General features: G+C 62.1%; 15 protein-coding genes and 1 riboswitch. Of the genes, 8 read left to right on the top strand and 7 right to left on the bottom strand.

What is annotated here, in order from left to right; genetic code table 11:
- Positions 1-57 precede the first annotated feature (57 nt).
- Positions 58-969, bottom strand: coding sequence for a LysR substrate-binding domain-containing protein (locus tag DV532_RS12500; protein ID WP_056804322.1), 912 nt, complete (start codon positions 967-969; stop codon positions 58-60).
- Between the two features lie 126 nt (positions 970-1095).
- Here DV532_RS12500 and DV532_RS12495 point away from each other — a divergent pair, with 126 nt between their 5' ends.
- Entirely contained in the window at positions 1096-2088 is a 993-nt protein-coding gene (locus DV532_RS12495; RefSeq protein ID WP_056804324.1) for an SMP-30/gluconolactonase/LRE family protein, read from the top strand.
- Here DV532_RS12495 and DV532_RS12490 read toward each other — a convergent pair.
- From DV532_RS12490 to DV532_RS12480, 3 genes are all read right to left on the bottom strand, one after another.
- On the bottom strand, positions 2078-3028 hold the full coding sequence (locus DV532_RS12490) for a site-specific integrase (RefSeq protein WP_056804328.1): 951 nt from the start codon (positions 3026-3028) through the stop codon (positions 2078-2080). The two genes, DV532_RS12495 and DV532_RS12490, sit on opposite strands and share 11 nt — an antisense overlap.
- A 129-nt stretch (positions 3029-3157) precedes the next feature.
- Complete coding sequence (locus DV532_RS12485) at positions 3158-4141, bottom strand: SCO family protein (protein ID WP_056804331.1); 984 nt, start codon at positions 4139-4141, stop codon at positions 3158-3160.
- A 124-nt stretch (positions 4142-4265) separates the two neighbouring features.
- A complete protein-coding gene (locus DV532_RS12480; protein WP_056804334.1) occupies positions 4266-7658 on the bottom strand; it encodes an Ig-like domain-containing protein in 3393 nt (1130 codons plus the stop codon).
- A 251-nt stretch (positions 7659-7909) separates the two neighbouring features.
- Positions 7910-8024: riboswitch (TPP riboswitch) on the top strand.
- A gap of 77 nt (positions 8025-8101) precedes the next feature.
- Here DV532_RS12480 and DV532_RS12475 point away from each other — a divergent pair.
- The 3 genes from DV532_RS12475 (at position 8102) to DV532_RS12465 (ending at position 10632) form a co-directional block, all read left to right on the top strand.
- Positions 8102-8749 (top strand): TenA family protein, encoded by a 648-nt coding sequence (locus DV532_RS12475; RefSeq protein ID WP_056804340.1) that lies wholly within the window; start codon positions 8102-8104, stop codon positions 8747-8749.
- Positions 8746-9408 (top strand): thiaminase II, encoded by a 663-nt coding sequence (gene tenA / locus DV532_RS12470; RefSeq protein ID WP_056804342.1) that lies wholly within the window; start codon positions 8746-8748, stop codon positions 9406-9408. The genes DV532_RS12475 and tenA overlap by 4 nt, the downstream gene beginning before the upstream one ends.
- A gap of 231 nt (positions 9409-9639) precedes the next feature.
- Positions 9640-10632, top strand: a complete 993-nt coding sequence (locus tag DV532_RS12465; RefSeq protein ID WP_056804345.1) for a DNA-binding protein — start codon at positions 9640-9642, stop codon at positions 10630-10632.
- 90 nt (positions 10633-10722) lie between these two features.
- On the opposite strand, the gene DV532_RS12460 is transcribed toward DV532_RS12465, so the two are convergent.
- On the bottom strand, positions 10723-10974 hold the full coding sequence (locus tag DV532_RS12460; protein WP_056804349.1) for a hypothetical protein: 252 nt from the start codon (positions 10972-10974) through the stop codon (positions 10723-10725).
- 7 nt (positions 10975-10981) lie between these two features.
- Positions 10982-11482, bottom strand: coding sequence for a DUF4142 domain-containing protein (locus DV532_RS12455; RefSeq protein WP_056804351.1), 501 nt, complete (start codon positions 11480-11482; stop codon positions 10982-10984).
- A 148-nt stretch (positions 11483-11630) separates the two neighbouring features.
- Between DV532_RS12455 and DV532_RS12450 the strand changes: the two genes are divergently transcribed.
- Positions 11631-13199: a sensor domain-containing diguanylate cyclase gene (locus tag DV532_RS12450; protein WP_056804354.1), complete on the top strand. Its 1569-nt coding sequence runs from the start codon at positions 11631-11633 to the stop codon at positions 13197-13199.
- A 5-nt stretch (positions 13200-13204) separates the two neighbouring features.
- Here the strand turns inward: DV532_RS12450 and DV532_RS12445 are convergent, their stop codons facing one another.
- Positions 13205-14086: a LysR family transcriptional regulator gene (locus tag DV532_RS12445; protein ID WP_056804357.1), complete on the bottom strand. Its 882-nt coding sequence runs from the start codon at positions 14084-14086 to the stop codon at positions 13205-13207.
- Positions 14087-14270: 184 nt separating this feature from the next.
- On the opposite strand from DV532_RS12445, the gene DV532_RS12440 reads away from it, so the two are divergent.
- From DV532_RS12440 to DV532_RS12430, 3 genes are all read left to right on the top strand, one after another.
- Positions 14271-15914 carry an acetolactate synthase large subunit gene (locus DV532_RS12440; protein ID WP_120715342.1) on the top strand — a complete coding sequence of 548 codons (1644 nt, stop codon included), beginning with the start codon at positions 14271-14273 and terminating at the stop codon, positions 15912-15914.
- Between the two features lie 206 nt (positions 15915-16120).
- The gene (locus DV532_RS12435) at positions 16121-17680 is read left to right on the top strand and encodes a sensor domain-containing diguanylate cyclase (RefSeq protein WP_056797209.1); all 1560 of its coding nucleotides are present in this window, start codon (positions 16121-16123) and stop codon (positions 17678-17680) included.
- 106 nt (positions 17681-17786) lie between these two features.
- Entirely contained in the window at positions 17787-18407 is a 621-nt protein-coding gene (locus DV532_RS12430) for a dTMP kinase (RefSeq protein ID WP_056797205.1), read from the top strand.
- The last annotated feature ends 34 nt before the right edge of the window (positions 18408-18441 follow it).

Here is an 18441-nt window from a genome sequence, read left to right as displayed (position 1 = left end):
TCCAGATGCGTGCGGTGAGCCCTGTGGGGGCGGGCGTGCCCGCGAAGCAGATTTTGATTAGTGGGCTGCGCAGTCCGGGCTTTCGAACATGGCAATGAAATTGGCCAGCGCCGGTGAGGCATTCTGGGCGTTCCATTTCATGTACAGCCCCAGGCCAGGCGCAGGCTGGTCGTCAAACGGGCGAATCGCGCAGAAGCGCACGCGCTCGCGCGGGATCGAACCGATGAACGAGGCCGGCACCAGGGCCACGCCAAAGCCACAAGCCACCAGGCCGAGCAAGGTATGGATCTGCGCCGCTTCCTGCACCACCCTGGGGTAGAAGCCCGCCGCCTCGCACAGCGCAGTCAGCTGCGCGTGGTAGCCGCCGCCCAGGGCTTGCGGGGTGAACACAAAATCCTCATCGGCAAATGCGCGCAGGTCTATCGCGCCCTCTTGCGCCTTCGCATGGCGGGCGGGCAGGGCCATGACGATCTGCTCATCGAGCAGCAGCCGTGATTCGAGGGTGCCAGCCGGCAACGGTAACCTGCGCATGAAGCCAATGTCCGCCTCCCCAGCCAGCAACGCCTTGGCCTGGGAGGCCGACGGCATCTCGCGAATGGTCAACTGCACGTTCGGATACGCCTCGCGAAAGCGGCGCAAGGTGCTGAGCAGCGACTCGTAATAAGCAATGGAAATGGCGGTGATGGTCAGCTTGCCGCTGATGCCGGCGGACACATTGCGCGCATACTCGATGCCCTGTTCCAGCTCACCCAGCGTGCGGTAGGCGGTGTCGAGAAAAACCGTGCCCGCTGCAGTCAGCCGCACCCCACGCTTGTTGCGCAGAAACAAGCTGAAACCGAGTTTGTTTTCGAGGCGGCTGATCGCCTGGCTTAGCGGTGGTTGCGCCATATGCAGGCGCTCGGCAGCCTTGTGGAAGTGCAGTTCTTCGGCCACGGCAATGAACTGCCGCAGCAAGCGTGTCTCGATCATCCAGCGGTCCTTCAGCCCGGTGACCCGGCGGTGATATCCATTAGATATCAAAGTTACATGCTTTTAATATTAAGTCATTGATTTTTTTGTTGTTATCGTAGGAAGGAGAATCGAAGGTAACCGCAAATGCCCGTCACAGAGCCTTTTCCCGAAAACGTTGCGGTCACCGATGCCGCACGGGGCCTAGGGCTGCCCTATCCCATAGCGCTGGCGGCGGTGAGCGAGCCCTGCGCCGGCATCAAGGCATGCAGCTATGTGCCCGTCAAAGTCGCCGAAACCCGCGCCGACCTGGGCGAAAGCCTGGTCTGGGATGAGCGCAGCGGCGTGTTGTACTTCGTCGATATTTCTGGCGGGCGCATCAACCGCCTGGCGCCCGATGGCGAAGTGCAGTGCCTGTACGAATCCGCTGCACGCATTGGTGCGCTGGCGTTGACCGATCAAGGCAACCTGATTTTCACCGAGGATGCCAGTGTGGCCATCTTCGACGTGCGGTTGCGCAAGGTGCGCCAGCATTCGGCCTCGGTGCACCCGCGCCCGACCTATCGCTTCAACGATGGCGCCTGCGACCCGCTTGGCCGGTTCGTCACAGGGCTGATGGACGATGCCTTGAGTGGCAACACCGGGGCGCTGTTCCGCTTTGACGAGCAGTTGAGCGACCAGGTGATCCATGACGACATGGCGTTGCCCACCGGCCTTGCCTGGTCGCAGGATGGCCACACGGTGTACTTCGTCGATTCGGCGGCGCGCGCGATCTACCGCGCCCGTTACCTGGCCGAAGGGCGCCTGGGCGCGGTCACGCTGTTTGCCGAAACCCCCGCTGAGCTGGGGCGGCCGGACGGCCTTGCCCTGGACCGCGAAGGTGGGCTATGGGTGTGCCAATACCATGGCAGCTGCCTGCTGCGCTACGACCGCCACGGTTACTTGACCGACCAGGTGCTGATGCCGGTGCCATGCCCCACCAGTTGCTGCTTCGGCGGGGCGGGCATGAATACCCTGTACATCAGCACTGCGCGTTTTGGCATGAGCGCTGAAGGCCTGCACCATTACCCGGACGCCGGCGACGTGTATGCCATCCGCCCGGAAGTGGGCGGCGTCGCTCGGCACTGCTTCAAGGAATAAGCTGTTGCGCCTGGCTGGCCGGTAGCACGGCCAGTTCGCCAAAGCGCTGCGCCGCGTCGATGTAGCGCAACGCCGACTTGGCGTCTTTCCAGCCCACGTAGCTCATCAGCGACTTCAGTTCCCAGCCGTTAGCCGTGGCCCAGGTGGCAAAGCCGCGCCGCAGTGAGTGGCCGGTGTACAGCGCCGCTGGCACCCCGGCGCGTTCCAGCATGCGCCGCAGCAGGCCGACCAGGCTGTTGCTATTGAGCGCGGCATCGCCCAGGTTGCCCCAGCGATCGAGCTTGCGAAACACGGGCCCATGGGCGATGCCGGCCACCTCTAACCACTGCAGGTAAGCTGTGACCGGGCACAGGGCCTTGAGAGCCGGGGTGCGGTGCTGCACGCCCAAGGCCTCACGGTCGCCCTTGCTGTGCGGCAGGAACAGGGTAATGCCGACGCCGGCTTCGGCTTGGATATGCTCGACGCGCAAGCGCGCCAGTTCATCACCGCGAAAGCCGCGCCAAAAACCCAGCAACAGCAAGGCAGCGTCGCGCCGCGCCCGGCGCAGGGCTGCCAGGTCGTGGCGTTCGCGCGCTTGGCGGGCTTCCTCTTCAAAACAGGCCACAGCCGTTTGCAGGTGTTGCAGCAACAGCGGTGCGGCCTGCTTGGGGGGCGTCGGGTGCAGGGTACGGATGCCGCGTAGCACCTGGCGCACCAGCGGCGCCTTGGTCGGGTCGGGGAAACCTTGGGCGACGTGCCATTGGCTGAGCGCGGCCAAGCGCTGGCGCAAGGTGCTGACCGCGTGCGTGTCGGCATGGTCGGCCAGGTAGCGGGCGATGCTCTCGGCCGTGGCCGGCAGAAAACCGCCCCAGTGGGTTTCGAAATGTTCGATGGCGGCCTGGTAGCTGCGCCGGGTGTTGTCACGGGTGGCGGCGCGAAGGTAGCGCTCGATGTCGGTCATGGTGCGGGAGTCGGTGTGCGATGGGCACACGATAAACGAAATGGGACAGTTGTGCAGGCCGGCACGGCCTTTGTGTGCGCCTGCGAAGGGGCCGCAAATCGGCCCTCGCAGAGTTGCCGGCAAAGTGCTTTATGGCGTGCCCTTATCTGCCAGAGGTGTTTGCAGGCGCGCGGTCTCTTCCTCCATGTAGCTCATCAACGCACTGACTTCGGCGTCACCCAGACGCATGTTGGGCATGGCCAGGCGGTTGTACTGTTCATACAGCAGCAACGCCAATGGGTCTTTCTCGGCCAGCATCTCATCAGGGGCTTTGAGCCAGCGGGTCAGCCAGCTGGCGTCGCGCTGGCGGGTCACGCCCAGCAGGTCCGGGCCGATGCCGGGTTGCCCGGGCTCGGCAGTGCCCAGGGTGTGGCAGGACGAGCAGCGGGTGCGGAAGATCTGTTCGCCACTGCTGGGCGGGCGCACTTCGGGCGCCTGGGCATAGTCCAGTGGCTTGGCGTTGGCTTGTTTCCAGTTATGCAGGCTGTTGCCCAAGCGGTCGGCGAGGATATAGGGGCTTTCGAAGGGGGAGGCTTTCATCCAGCGACCGGTGGCCTGGTTACCGATGATCAGGCTCAGGTTGTGGTCCTTGGAACGGCCGTTTTCCAGGCCCTCGATATAGAGGCCCAGGCTACGGCGCAGTTGCTCGATGTCGGCCGGCTCGCCGGTAAGCAGTGTCCAGCCGGGGCCAATGCCGAACTTTTCGGCGTAGCGCTTGAGGGTAGTGGGGGTGTCGTTGTAGGGGTCGATGCTGATGGAGTAAAGGAAGATATCCTTGCCGACCCGGTCACCGAGGATCTTTTGCACCTGGCGCAGGCGGGCGGTTTCCACCGGGCAGGAATCGGAGCAGCCGGTGAAGATGAAGTTGATGGCGACCACTTTGTCCTTGATCAGGTCGTCGAAAAACCGCACGTTTTCGCCGTCCTGGGTCAGCAGCGGGACATTCGGGAAGTAGTCAGCGCCCCAAGGCGATGCGGTTTCCTCAGCGACGGGTTGTTGCGGCTGCAGCGGCCAGAAGGGGATGCTGGCAGCGAACAGCGCGATTACCAGCAGGAAACGCCATGAGCCGGACATGATGCGGTCCTCGTCGATAACGGTATAGGGGTGGCTACTGTGCAGCCCATCGCCGGCAAGCCATGCGCCCCCTGTGGGAGCGGGCTTGTCCCGCGAAGGGCCGCACAGCGGCCCCCTTTTTCACCTATTTGATGCTGATTGGCACCGTCACGCTTTGCCCCAGCGCCGATTTCACCGTCACCGTGGCCGGCGTGGCCGGGCCAACGCCGGTGGTGGTTACCGACAACCGCCAGCGGGCGCCGCTGGTAGCGGTACTCAGCGTGGCAGCGCCCAGGTTAAGCGGGCCACTGGTGGTGGCTGCGGTCACGGTGATGCTGTTGCCGGTGGCCACCGAGGTAGTGCCGGCCAGGTCCCAGGTGTAGCGGTTGCCGCTGCGTACCTGCACCGTGGCACTGGTGACCTGGATCTGGTCCATCGCCACCAGCGGGCTGACCGCGATGCTGACCGTGGCCGGTGCCACCGACTCGGCGCCCTTGGCGTCCCGCGCCGTGTAGTTGAAGCTGGCGGTAAACGGCGTGGCGACCGTGGCCGGTGGGGTGTAGGTCACCGTGGTGCCGTCGGTGCTGGCAATACCCTGGCCGGAGTCCGGCTGGGTAAGGCCAATGACAGTCAGCGGCAGGTGGCCTTCCGGGTCGGTGTCGTTGGCCAGCACGTTCAGGGTGACAGGCTTGCCCGCCGTGGTTGCAGCACTGTCGTTGGCGGCGACGGGAGGCTTGTTGGCTGGGTCGTCGGTGCCATCATGGCCCTTGGTGCGGAAGGTCGGCAGACCAACCGAAGCCATGTACTGCACGCCATCCCAACCCGGCAGCGGGGTTGGCATAACTTGGAACTGGCCGGGGTGCTCAAGGTCCCAGCGCAGCAACATCGAGGAGTCCTCGTGCTGGGTGTTGTGGCAGTGTTCCATGTACGTGCCGGCGAATTCGCGGAAGCGGATGGCCATTTCCACTTCTTCCGACGAGTCGGCATCCGGGCCGATGCGGTAGACGTCCTTGCGCGCCCATTTTTCCCATTCTGGCGGTGCCTTGCCGTCGCGGCTGAGGATCACGCCTTCTTCGAAGTGCACATGCACCGGGTGGCTCCAGCCATTACCGCCGTTGATGATTTTCCACACTTCCAGGGTTCCGTCGCCGCTGAAGCCGCCATCGGTGGACTGGTTGGCCAGTTGTGGCGCCGCGCTGATGCGTCGTGGGTCCATGCTGTAGCCAAAGCCGCCGTCGGTCTTGATGGTCCAAGGGGTGGTGTCGGTGCCATCGGAGCGACCAAAGATGAACTCGCGATGGCGGGCATCCTTGAGCTTGGCCTGGTCGGTGGCCGAGTTGCGGTCAATCGGCAGCGGGATCATTTTCAGGCCTGCGGCCTTGCCCGGCTTGGCCGGTTCGTAGGCCAACGGATCCATGCTCAGGTCTTGGCCGGTATAAGGCTGCACCAGCAGTTGCAGGAACTTGCCGACGGCGGGGTCGCCGTTATCCCAAACTGGGCCCTTGCTGGTCTGCTTGATGACTGCCTTGTATTTCTCGGCCAGCACGTCGGCCAGCGAGATCGTACCTTCAGGGCCTTTGCCGGTACGGTGCTCTTCGAGGTTGACGAAGTACAGCTTGTCGCCCGCCTTGATACCGTTCTTGGCGAAGTTGATGATGATGTCGTAGCGTTCGGCAATGCCTTGTAGCGGCAGGATACCGTTGTTGTCCTTGGTATCACCGTCGCCGTTGAGGTCCATGGTGCCGTCGAATGGCACGGCGTGTTCCATGATGTTGCCGTCGTTGGCAATCATGTGGAACGGCACGCGGGCATACGACACGTTGGAGCCGGAAGGGCCCTTGAACTCGCCACTGCTACCGGCAATTTCACGCACCACGGCAAACTTGAAGTAGCGCGACACCGAACCGTTGAGGATGCGGAAGCGATAGCTGCGCGCGCGGACCTTGAGCTTGGGCTGGTACTGCCAGTTGACGAGGATCTGGTCGCCGAGGAAACCATCGGTGTTGAACGGGTTGAACCACAGCTGGCCGTTGGCATCCCAGGCCTTGTCGGCGACTACCAGGTTGACGTCGTAGTCACGGTTACCCCACGGCATGGCCGAGCCGCTCGGGAAGCGCAGGTTGACGCCATCCTGCAGGGCTTCGTTGCCGCGGTCCAGGGCGCTGTAGTAGTTCATCATCACGGCGTTGCCTTTGTAGACGTTCTGCGCCGTGAAATCCATCATGTGGTCGTGGAACCAGTGGGTACTCATGGTTTCGCGCCAATCACCGCGAATCTTGATGCTGCCGTTTTCGCAGGTTTTCAGGCCTGGCGAGGCGTCGTTGACGAACAGGGTTTCGCCCGGCGAGCAGGGGAATGCGGCACGGGGGTCCTGGGCGCGGGTATTGATGGTGTCGTAACCGGCCAGTTGCACCGGCCAGCGGTAGTCATAGTACTGGCCCGGGAAGAAGTAAGCGTTGGCAAAGCCGTCGCTCTCGGCCGGCGAATGGCCGTTGTGCTCGTGGGTAGAGATGGTGTGCAGGCCAAAGCCGCCGTTGGCCGACGGGTCGATCGGCAGGGCGTTGTAATGGCGCATCAGGATCGGCTGGCCATAGCGCACCATCAGCAGCTTGGGCGGGAAGGTGCCATCGAAGGTCCACAGCGACTTGTGGTTTTGCAGCGGGAAGTTCGGGTGGAAGCGGGTATCGATGCCCTTGGTAGTGCCCAGGGTGGTGGGGATGTCGGAGGTTTGGTAGTACAGGCCGCCCGGTGCGAATTCGCCAAGGGCATAGTTGTGCATTTGTTTGCGGTCACGCAGGCCAAGGTTGATGCGCGCGCCGGCCTGGGCGGTCTTGAACCCAGCCTGGGGATAAAACTCGTTCCAGCGCTGGTGCGACCAGCCTTTTCCTGGCGGCCGGCCTTCTGCCGGCGAACCGACGGGGTGGCGATTGAGGAACATCTCGATCTGTGCCTTCCATGGGTTGCGATCAAGCACGTTTGAGTATTGGGCCGGGAATGGATACAGGCCCGGCTGCTTGAGAAACGCTTCCAGCGCAGTGCCGCTGGGCCCGCTGCGGGCCACTACGTTAGGGTCTTGCGCTGGCGACGCGCCCAGGGTGGGGACCGGGAAGGTCAAGTCGGGTGGTGGCAGTGTCGGGTCGAGCTTTTCCGGGCCGAATTCTTCAAACAGCAGCAATTGCTGGGTAAACGGCTGGGCACCGTACAGCGGGCTGGGCTTGCCGTTGGTGGGGTACCTGTCCGAGGTTTGCATGAGTGGCGGCAGCACGTTGTCGGTGGTGACCGTGCTGCGGTCGCCCCAAGCGCCATCAGTCAGCTCCAGCGAGCCTTCATTGGCCTCGGGTAAGGTGCTCAGATTGAGCAATGCCGGGGTCGGATCGTCTGGTTGGTCGGAGTAGGCCGACGGGTCGGTCGGCGGGGGCATGCTGTTGTCGTCAAGGGGGGAGGCGATGGCCGTGATCAGCCCAAGACTGACCATCAGCACAGTGACGGAGGACAGCTGGAATGCGTGCCTGGTAGGGCGGATCAGGGGTGTTTTCATTGCGTTATGCCTCGCTCGGGGCTACATGGCTCTCAGCCATCAGTGGCGTTTTGCCTGGTTTAAGGGCCTGAGCAACGGCTGTGCCAACAGATATTTCAGTAATGCTTTGTTAAACAAATCCTTGTAGCGCCTGATGTGCACTAAATAATGGCGCGTCAAGAATGGGTATATGTCCCCATTAGCGGGTCACCCATTGCCCATTATTTGGGTGGCGCGGGTAGTGACAGCGCCGTTGTGCTGGGGTATACCTGAGCGCCACCAAGGGGAGCCCGGCATCGGGCTGAGAAACCGCTTCATGCTGCAGCGCGGTGACCCTTCGAACCTGATCCGGATCATGCCGGCGAAGGGATGGGGCTTGTAACCTGCCTTTTGCCGGCCTCACTGCGAGGCCCGTCCATGCCCACCCTCACGGTCTCGCTGTCACCCCTTTCAAGGACAGCTTGATGACCGAACGCTTCAGCCAGACCCTGCGCCGCCAGAGCGAGCCCACCTGGTCGGCGGCCGTTGGCCACCGCTTCGTGACCCAATTGTGCGACGGCAGCCTGCCGGACCCGATCATGGTCAGCTACCTGGTGCAAGACCACCGCTTCCTCGACAGCTTCCTGACCTTGCTGGGCGCAGCCATCGCCACTGCCGACACCTTCGAGGCGCGCCTGCGCTTCGGCCGCTTTGCCGGGATGATTTCCAGCGACGAGAACACTTACTTCCTGCGCGCCTTCGAAGCCTTGGGTGTTAGCCCCGCACAACGCAGCGAACCGGCTGATACCGCACCCACCGCAGGGTTCAAGGCAATCATGCGCGAAGCGGCGGCCACCCGGTCCTACGCGGCCGCGCTGGCGGTACTCAACGTTGCCGAAGGCCTGTACCTGGACTGGGCGCTGAAGGCGCCAAAGCCGATGCCCGGCAACTTCGTCCACGCCGAGTGGATCACCCTGCACGACAACCCGGCGTTCCAGGACTTCGTCGCCTTCCTGCAGGCCGAGCTCGACCGCGTTGGCCGGCAGGAAGCCGCGCTGGCGAGTGACTTCTACCAGCGCACCGTGGCGCTGGAGTTGGCTTTCTTCGACGCCGTTTACCCAGAGGACCAATAAGCATGGATATCTTTGACCGGCTCAAGGCGGCCGCTGCGCCGCAGTGGAACAGCTATGTCGACCACGACTTCGTGCGCCAGATGGGCGAGGGGACGCTAAGCGAGGCCGCGTTCCGGACCTACCTGGTGCAGGATTACCTGTTCCTTATCCAGTTCGCCCGTGCTTGGGCGCTGGCGGCCTATAAGAGCCGTCGCCCGGCTGACATTCGCGCTGCGCAGGCCGGGCTGGCAGCGATTCTGGACGAAACCGAGCTGCACTTGCGCCTGTGCGCGCGCTGGGGGCTAACCCAGGCGGATATCGAGGCGGCGCCTGAGCACCAGGCCACGGTGGCCTACACCCGCTATGTGCTGGACTGCGGCGCTGCGGGTGACTTGCTGGAGTTGCATGTGGCGCTGGCGCCTTGTGTTGTCGGCTATGCGGAAATTGGCCGGGCGCTGTCCGAACGCATTGGTGACTTGAGCAACCACCCGTACCGCGAATGGATTGGCGAGTATGCCGGGGCGGGTTACCAAGCTGTCGCAGCGGCGGCACGCAAGCACCTGGATGAATTGGCGGCACGGAGCATGACCGAGCAGCGGTTTACCGAACTGGTGGGGATTTTTGCCCAGGCCTCCAGCCTGGAGGCGGATTTCTGGCAGATGGGCTTGGCTAGCCAGTAACGCGCTGCATACCCCTAGCAACCTTACGACGCCCCGCCGGCTTGAAGCCGAGCGGGGCGTTTTGCTGTTTGGCGTACGGGTTTTGCCCCTAAAAAGCCTAAACATGCCATTCACATGCGATAAGCCGTGATTATTCCACCTTAGGAAAGGTTTGCAGGCAGCTTTGCATATCGTCATAATTGGTACGTAATTACATAGTACATAACACAGTACAAAATCGTAGGAGCAAGCATGGCCCGGGGCGGTATTAACAAGGTGGTAGTGCAGCAGGCGCGCCAGGCGCTGATTGCCCGGGGCGAGAACCCCAGCATCGATGCCATACGTATCGAGCTGGGCAATACCGGCTCCAAGACCACGATTCACCGCTACCTCAAGGAGCTGAACGGCCAGCAGCCGGTAGCCGCCGAGGGCGGCATAGCATTGAGCGACGTGTTGAGCCGAATGGTTGGGCAACTGGCAACCCAGTTGCAGGACGAGGCCGACCTGAGGATCGAGCAGGCCGAAAGCACCTTCACCGCACAACGCGAACAGTTGGAAGCACAGCTGGCGATTACCCAACAGGCGCTGGCTGCCGCGCACCAGCAGCATCAAATTGATGTCGCCGCACTGGCCGCCGAATCGGAAAAACTGCTTTCCACCCAAAGCACGCTGCAAGCCGAACAGCTGCGCAGTGCCAGCCTCAACCAGTCGCTGGGCGAATTGCAGGTGCGCCTGGCCGACAAGGACGAGCAGGTGAAGTCACTGGAGGATAAGCACCGGCATGCCCGCGACGCGCTGGAGCACTATCGCACCGCCAGCCGCGAACAGCGTGAACAGGAACAACGCCGCCACGAAGCGCAACTGCAACAGCTGCAAGTGGAAGTGCGCCAACTGCAACAGGGCTTGATCGTCAAGCAGGACGAGCTAACCCGCCTGCACCGCGATAATGAGCGTTTGCTGGGTGAGCACCGTCAGGCGGCCAGCGCTTGCAGGGCACAGGATGAATTGCTGGAGCAGCGCGATGCGCAGATCCAAGGCTTGCGCACCATCCTGGCCCAGGCACAGGGCGCCAGCGAGGAAATGCGCCGGCAGCTGGATGTGCAGGCAAAAAGCCTGGAGGAGCGGCGCGACCTGTGCGCCCAGCAGGCTCGTCAGTTGCTGCTGCTTGAAGAGCAACTCGCCACGCGAGATGCGGCGTTGAAGGAGTGTCAGCTGCAATTGTCGGCCGCTGTGGGGACGCCATAAGCCACAGACAGAAGCGCTCAATTTAGCGGCCCGGTGTCGCAAAAGGGCCGCAAAAGCGGCCCCGCGGTCTTGCCTAACAAGGGGGTGTGTTCAAGCCTCGGCTTGTCTGGCCGCTTCCACCCCAGCCGCCGACAGTTTGATCGGGTAGTTCACACTGATCTGGTGGTCGTGGCCCACCACCACGCTGCCATCCTGGATCAATCCGGCCTCCTGCAGGGCTTTCAACATGCCGGCCACCGCCTTCTCGCCGCGGTAGTTATCCAGTACTTCCTTACCCAGCCCATGAGGGTGAGCGTGCAGCAGGCGGGTCAGCACTTCGGCTTTCAATGCTTCATTACTCATGCGGGCCTCACTTGTCGTGTTTGGCCTGAAGCGCCTTGGCGTGCTTCAGATGCTGTTCCAATTTGGGCAGGGTTTCACTGGCGAAGGCCTTCAGCTCAGCCTTGTCTGACGATGCCGCTTCCTTCTTGAACAGCTCCACCGCCTTTTCGTGAGCGTCGACCTGGTTGTTGATGTACGACTTGTCGAAGGACTCCTCTCGCCATTCCAGGATCATTTTTTTGACCTTGTCGGTTATTGCCGCCTCATCGGGCACGGAAATATCCAGCTTGCGGGCGATGTCGCCCAGTTTCTGGTTAGCCTTGGTATGGTCAGTGACCATTTCCTGGGCGAATGTCTTGATTTCGCTGTTCTGGCTTTTTTCCTTGGCCAGGTTGCCGGTGACCACTTCGGCAATGCCGGCCTCTGTGGCCGCCTCGACAAAGTCATCGGAACTGGCCGCCAGTGCGTGTACCGATGCCAGGCCCAGCACCATGGAGAACCCGACGCGCTTGATGAAGAGATTGCTCATGCTTCACTCCTTAAACCGTGGCGCGACATCTGCGTCGCTTACGGTTGAGGGCAAAGCCGAGGCAAAGGTTTAATCTTTTTCGTGGCGGCGCTCAGGGAGCGCTGAACTATAGTGAATGGCGGCAAACGCAGTATGGCTAGGGATTTCAATGTGCGCAGCCAGGAAACAAGAGGAAGAGGGACTGTTCGCGGTAACCGGCGAGGGCCGCGCCGTGGCGTTGTTTCGCTTGGTCCTGGCGTTCATGTTGGTGGTAATGCTGACCTTCGTCATGGTGGAAGGCTGGCGCATCTGGCGCGACTACCGGCATGCCTTTAGCAACGCAGAGAACATGGTCACCAACCTGGCCCGGGCCACAGCGCAGCACGCCGAAGACGCCATCCGCCAGGTGGACGTCATCACCGCAGCGTTGGCCGAGCGCCTGCAAGGTGACGGTTTCGACCACATCGATCGGCCGCGCCTGCATGCCTTGCTGGTCCAGCAGAAAAATATCATGCCGCAGTTGCACGGGTTGTTCGTGTATGGCCCGGATGGCAGCTGGATCGTCACCGATCAGGCGGCCCCCCCGGCCAACGCCAACAATGCCGACCGAGATTATTTCATTTACCACCGCACCCATGCCGACCGTGGCGTACATATCGGCTCGGTGGTGCGCAGCCGTTCCACTGGCGACCTGATCATCCCCATTTCACGGCGCCTGGAGTACCCCGATGGCAGCTTCGCCGGGGTGCTGCTGGGCACGATCAAGGTGGGGTGGTTTGTACGTTATTACGGCGATTTCAAGATCGACGAGCGTGGCGCGCTGGTACTGGCCAAGCGCGACGGCACCGTTCTGGTCCGGCGCCCGTTCCTTGAGCAAGTGGTGGGTCGCAGCCTGGCCAGCAGCGAAATCTTCCGCAACCATTTGCCATATGCGTCGGAAGGGGTGGCCGAGGCAGTGGCAGTGGTCGATGGCACACCACGGCTGTATGCCTATCGCGCGCTGTCCAGCTACCCATTGGTGGTAGAAGCAGGCTTGTCGCGGGAGTCAATCGTCGCACCCTGGCGGCACGACGCGATCAAATCGGTGGCCGTGTTGCTGCTGTTGCTGGTGGGGCTGGCTGCATTTGGCGGCGTGGTACTGCGCCAGTTGCGCGAGCGCATTGTCATTGAGCGGGCATTGCACCAGGCGCACCAGACGCTGAAAGCCCTGGCCTTGACCGACAGCCTCACCGGGCTGGGTAACCGCCGGCGGCTCGATGCGGTTTTCGAGCCGGAGCTGCGCCGGGCACGACGCCAAGGCTACCCGCTGGCGCTGGTGATGCTCGACCTGGATTACTTCAAGGCCTACAACGACCGCTACGGGCACCCTGCGGGCGACCAGTGCCTGCGGCGCTTTGCCGAGGTGCTGCAACAGGCCTTGAAGCGGCCGGCCGACCTGGCGGTGCGCTACGGCGGCGAGGAATTCACCCTGCTGCTGCCTGATACCGATGGCCACGGGGCGCAACTGCTGGTGCAAGAGGTGCAACAACTGTTGCGTCGGCAACCGCTGGAACATGCCGGCAGCCCGTTGGGGCGAGTGTCGTTCAGTGCCGGGATAGCCGTGGGTGACCTGGCACGCGAGGGGGTGACAGCCGAGCGCCTGATGGCGGCAGCGGATGCGGCGTTGTACCAGGCCAAGCAGCAGGGCAGGGATGGTTATTGTGTGGCGCAAAGCGCGATGGTGGGCGCGGGTCAGTAATGCCTTTATCGCTCCAGGTAGTTTGTTTGCGCGGCAAAATCGATGAAGCGCTTGCTGGCCAGCGACAGGTATTCCCCCGAGCGCCAGCACAACCTGAAGCTCATTAGCTGCGCCGGGCGAAACGGCACACCGACGATGCCCGGCGTACGCTGTTGTACCGAACGCAGCAGGGTCGCCACGCCCATGTTGTCCAGCGCGGCCTGCACCACCAGCGAAACAAAGTTACTCTGCAGCGCGACTTGGTAAGTGATCCCATGTTCGGCGAAGAACGCATCCAGCAGGTGGCGTTGCACGAAGGTACGGTCGAACACCACCATGTCGGTATTGCGCAGGTCCTCGGCGGTGAGAAACGCCTTGCCGGCATAGGCGTGGTCGGGGTGCATGCACGCCAACATCTCGTCACTGCCCAGCAGGATCGATTCTTTGTCCGGCGGCACGCGCCGGGACTCGAGCAACGCCAGGTCGATTTCCCGTTGTTCCAGGCGATGACCAATGTCCTCGGCACTGCCTTCGAACACGGTCATGGCAATGCCCGGGTGCAGCTGGCGGAAGGCGTTCATAAGCCCAGGCACATAGTGCAGGCCGAACATCGGTGGGATGCCCAGGCGGACTTCGCCGCGCTTCAGGTCGGCCATGTCGCGTAGCTCTTGCCGGGCCACATCCATTTCGCGCAGGGCCGATTCAATACGGGGCAGAAAGCGCTCACCCTCGGCCGTCAGGATGACCTTGCGCGTAGTGCGGTTGAACAGGGTTACGCCCAGTTCTTCTTCCAGGCGGGTAACCGCCATGCTCAGCGCCGGCTGGGCGATATGCAGGTGCTGCGCGGCCTTGGTGAAGCTGCCCTGGCGCACGATCTCGACGCAGCAGCGCAATGCCTTGAGGTTCATTGTGGGGACTACCAATCCTAGGAGCTGCATTTATAACGAAGTGTGATCTCAGGCATCATAACAATATATTTATTATTATTAACCAGAGGGCCTACGATGCGCGCCACTGAGACATCCTGCAACATCTCAGTCACGCAGCTTAATAAATCTGCAATCCCACGAAGATTTTGAGGTAGTACCCCAAATGGCCAAGGCCGCCGATGTCGTTGTGCAATGCCTGGAAAACGAAGGTGTCGAGTATGTATTCGGCATTCCTGGTGAGGAAAACCTCGACCTGCTCGAATCCCTGCGCAAGTCGAAGATCAAGCTGGTACTTACCCGTCACGAGCAGTCCGCAGGTTTCATGGCTGCTACCTATGGTCGCTTGACCGGCAAGACCGGCGTCAGCCTGTCCACCCTCGGCCCTGGCGCGACCAACCTGGTCACCGCCAGCGCCTACGCCTACCTGGGTGGCATGCCGATGATGATGATCACAGGCCAGAAGCCGATCAAGAAGTCCAAGCAGGGCCGCTTCCAGATCATTGACGTGTGCGGCATGATGGACCCCATCACCAAGTACACCCACCAGTTTGCCTCGGCTGACAACATCCCGGCCCGTATGCGCGAAGCCTTCCGCCTGGCCGAAGAAGAGAAGCCGGGTGCCGTGCACCTGGAACTGCCGGAAGACATCGCTGCCGAGCAGACCGACGCACTGCCGATCCCGCGCAGCCTGCACCGCCGCCCGTTGGCCGAGCACGTGGCCATCGAAGCTGCCGTCGAGAAGCTGCAAAACGCGCGCAGCCCGATCCTGGTAATCGGCGCTGGCGCCAACCGCAAGATGACCGCCAAGGTTCTCAAGCAGCTGATCGACAAAACCGGCATCCCGTTCATCACCACCCAGATGGGTAAAGGTGTGGTCGACGAGCGCCACCCGCGCTTCCTGGGTAACGCGGCATTGTCGTCAGGTGACTTCGTGCACCGCGCCGTCGAAGCTGCCGACCTGATCATCAACATCGGCCACGACGTGATCGAAAAGCCGCCGTTCTTCATGGTCCGTGGCGGCACCGAAGTCATTCACATCAACTTCCGCTCTGCCGAAGTCGATGCCGTATACTTCCCGCAGGTAGAAGTGATCGGCGACATCGCCAACGCCGTGTGGCAGATCAGCGAAGCGCTGAACGACACCTCGCACTGGGACTTCACCCGCCTGCTGGCGATTCGTGAAGCCAACGAAGCGCAGATCGCCGAAGGTGCCGACGACGACCGCTTCCCGGTCTACCCGCAGCGCCTGGTTGCCGACATCCGTCGCGTGCTGCCGTCCGAAGGCATCGTCGCCCTGGACAACGGCATCTACAAGATCTGGTTCGCCCGTAACTACAAGGCGCACAAACCCAACACCGTGCTGCTGGACAACGCCCTGGCGACCATGGGCGCGGGCCTGCCATCGGCGATGGCCGCGCACCTGGTGCACCCAGAGCGCCCGGTGATTTCGGTGTGCGGCGACGGCGGCTTCATGATGAACAGCCAAGAGCTGGAAACTGCAGTGCGCCTGGGCATGCACATCACCGTGGTGATCCTGCGTGACGACGGCTACGGCATGATCCGCTGGAAGCAGGCCAACATGGGCTTCACCGATTTCGGCCTGGACTACGGCAACCCGGACTTCGTCAAATACGCCGAAGCCTACGGCGCCAACGGCCACCGCGTGGAAAGCGCCGAAGGCCTGCTGCCGCTGCTCGAGCACTGCATCAAGACCCCAGGTGTGCACGTGATCGACTGCCCGGTCGATTACAGCGAAAACGACCGCATCCTCAACAGCGAGCTGCGTGAGCGCGCGCTGGCGGTGTAAGGCCTGACAGGGGCGGCGCCACCGCAAGGCTGGCGCTGACCCCCTGGATTCAGCATCAATGCAACAAGCGCCGGGGCTGCTACGCAGCCCTCTCGCGACCCGCCAACTCAGCTATTTCTGCTCGACCGTGTCAACGCCTTATCCCCGTGCTTGCACCGCTGCCGGAGTCTTCTACGCTCTGGAGGGGGCAGGGGGAGCCGGTATTCATGGAAAGAACGAGCGCGCGATACATAGGTATTCGCGGCCTGATGCTGTCGCTTTTGTCGACCAGCGTCCTGGTCACCCTGGTCACTTGCCTGGTGGTGGCATATGGGGTGCTGCGAGATTCGCTGATCCATTCAGCCCTGGAGTCCCACAAGGCTTATGCCTACAAGGTGGCGTCGGGTATCGACCAGTTCATCCATTCAGTGCATGAGCGCCTGCAATACAGCAGCCAGTTGATCGGGCAAGACTTCAGCAACCAAGCCCTTGTGACCGCTGAGACGAAACGCCTGCAGGTGCAGGATTCCGAGCTTCAATTCGTGATCGTTGCCGATGCCTCGGGGAATATTCTCGGTGGTTACCCGCACCTGGACGTTGCGAAAGCCGCGAAACTTACCGATGCCGTCAGGCAGGCGGCAACGGCAGGGCGCCCGCTGGTTAGCCAGGCGTTCACCGCACCGGAGGGCCATTTCAGTGTGTTCATAGCCAACCCCATCCACGATGGCAGGGGCAAGGTACTCGGATTGATTGGTGGGGTGGTGAACCTTCAGCAAGGTGGGGTAATGAGTGTCCTGATTGGCGGGCATCAACTCGCCGACGCCTTTGCGTTCGTTGTGGATGAGAACCTGCAGATCCTCTACCACCCGGATGCAGCCAGGCTGGGGGCGGTGCTAAACGCCAGCGCCACTGCCCACGCAGCCTTACGAGGGGGAGAGGGGGAGCTGCAAGCAACGGACTACCGAGGCATACCGATGTTGGCCGGGTACGCCGAAGTCAAAGGTGCGCATTGGGCGGTGGTAACCCAGCAGCCGCGGCAGAACGCGCTGAGTCCGTTGCGTAACCTGATGCACGACATGCTGTTGAAACTGCTCCCGGTGAGCCTGATCGGGTTGTTGCTGATCTTGGCGGTATCCACCTGGGTTAGCCGCCCACTGCGCCAGTTGGCCCACACTGCCCACCACGTGCCTGAACTTGAGACAAGCCGGGAACTGCACGCGTTGAATGCTTGGTACGCAGAGGCTGCGGCCATTCGCAGCGCGCTGCTGGCCGGGGTTAAGTCACTGGACCAGAAGATCAGCAACCTCAACCACGCTGCAGAAAGCGACCCGCTGACCGGGTTGGTCAACCGCCGCGGCATGAATGCAGCGCTGGCGATCCTCGACCAGAACGCGCAGCAATATTGCGCGCTGGCGTTGGATATCGACCACTTCAAGCGTGTGAACGATACCTGGGGGCACGACGTAGGGGATGTAGCCCTGCAGCATGTCGCGGGCATCATCCAGTCCTGTTCACGCGCGGGCGACTTGGCTTGCCGCGCGGGTGGAGAAGAGTTCTGCCTGCTCTTGCCGGGCGCCAGCCTACAGATAGCGACCGAAATTGCCGAACGCATTCGCATGACGATACAGGCCAGCCCGTTGGACAAGGTGGGGGCGATGACGATTTCTATTGGGGTTGCCTGCCGCACGTCCGTTGAGCAAACGTCGGCCGCCATTCTCAAGTGGGCAGATGAGCGCTTGTACCGGGCGAAGGACACCGGGCGTAACCGGGTGGTCAGCGCAGAGTGATGGCCTCTGGCGCGCAAGAGCACAAATGTACTCTTGTCGAGCAACCCTTGTAGCTTGGCAGCGATCAATGGTCTTATCCCGCGCTTAGCCCGACTGGTAATGAAAAATGAACCGCCCGCTGTTTGTTTCCATCGATGGGCCCAAGGGCACCGGCAAAACCACACTGCTGGAAGCTGTTACCCAAGCCCTGAGGGCTGACAACTACAAAGTGATCCGGCTTTGCGAGAAAAAAAGCGACCCCTACCGGGGAGAAACCATGGCGCTGGTCAACCAACTCGTCAGAAACCCTTCGCGGGACCTGGAGTTAAACGTGTGTGAGCGCTTCGCCGAAAGCCGTGCCTGGATTTCCCGCCAGGTGCTGCCCAAGCAACCGCCGGGTAGCATCATCCTGATTGATCGTTGGTACCCGTCCGATGCTGCATTTCGCCGCATAATCCCGTTTGCCGAAATATTGCGCCTGAACATCGAGCGACAGGTGCAAGTACCGGATTTGCATGTCGGGGTGGTCACAGCCCCGGCTACTTCATGGGCAAGAGCCGCAGCGAGAACGCGTGGGCTGGGCAGTACGGTGATCCATAGCCTGGACGAACAGGTGGCGTGTACCGAGGCCTTCGAGCGTGCGGTGATGGAGCACGGCTGGGTACTGTGCCGTAATGAAGGGACGATCGAGGATGCAGCAAGCCAGGTAGCGGCCGAAATCGACAGCGTGCTTCGATCGCGCCCCTAAACCATTTGTGCGCCATGAACAACCGAGGAGAAAA

The sequence above is a fragment of the Pseudomonas sp. Leaf58 genome (assembly GCF_003627215.1).
Lineage (GTDB): Bacteria > Pseudomonadota > Gammaproteobacteria > Pseudomonadales > Pseudomonadaceae > Aquipseudomonas.
This window is presented reverse-complemented; position numbering and strand designations above follow the sequence as displayed.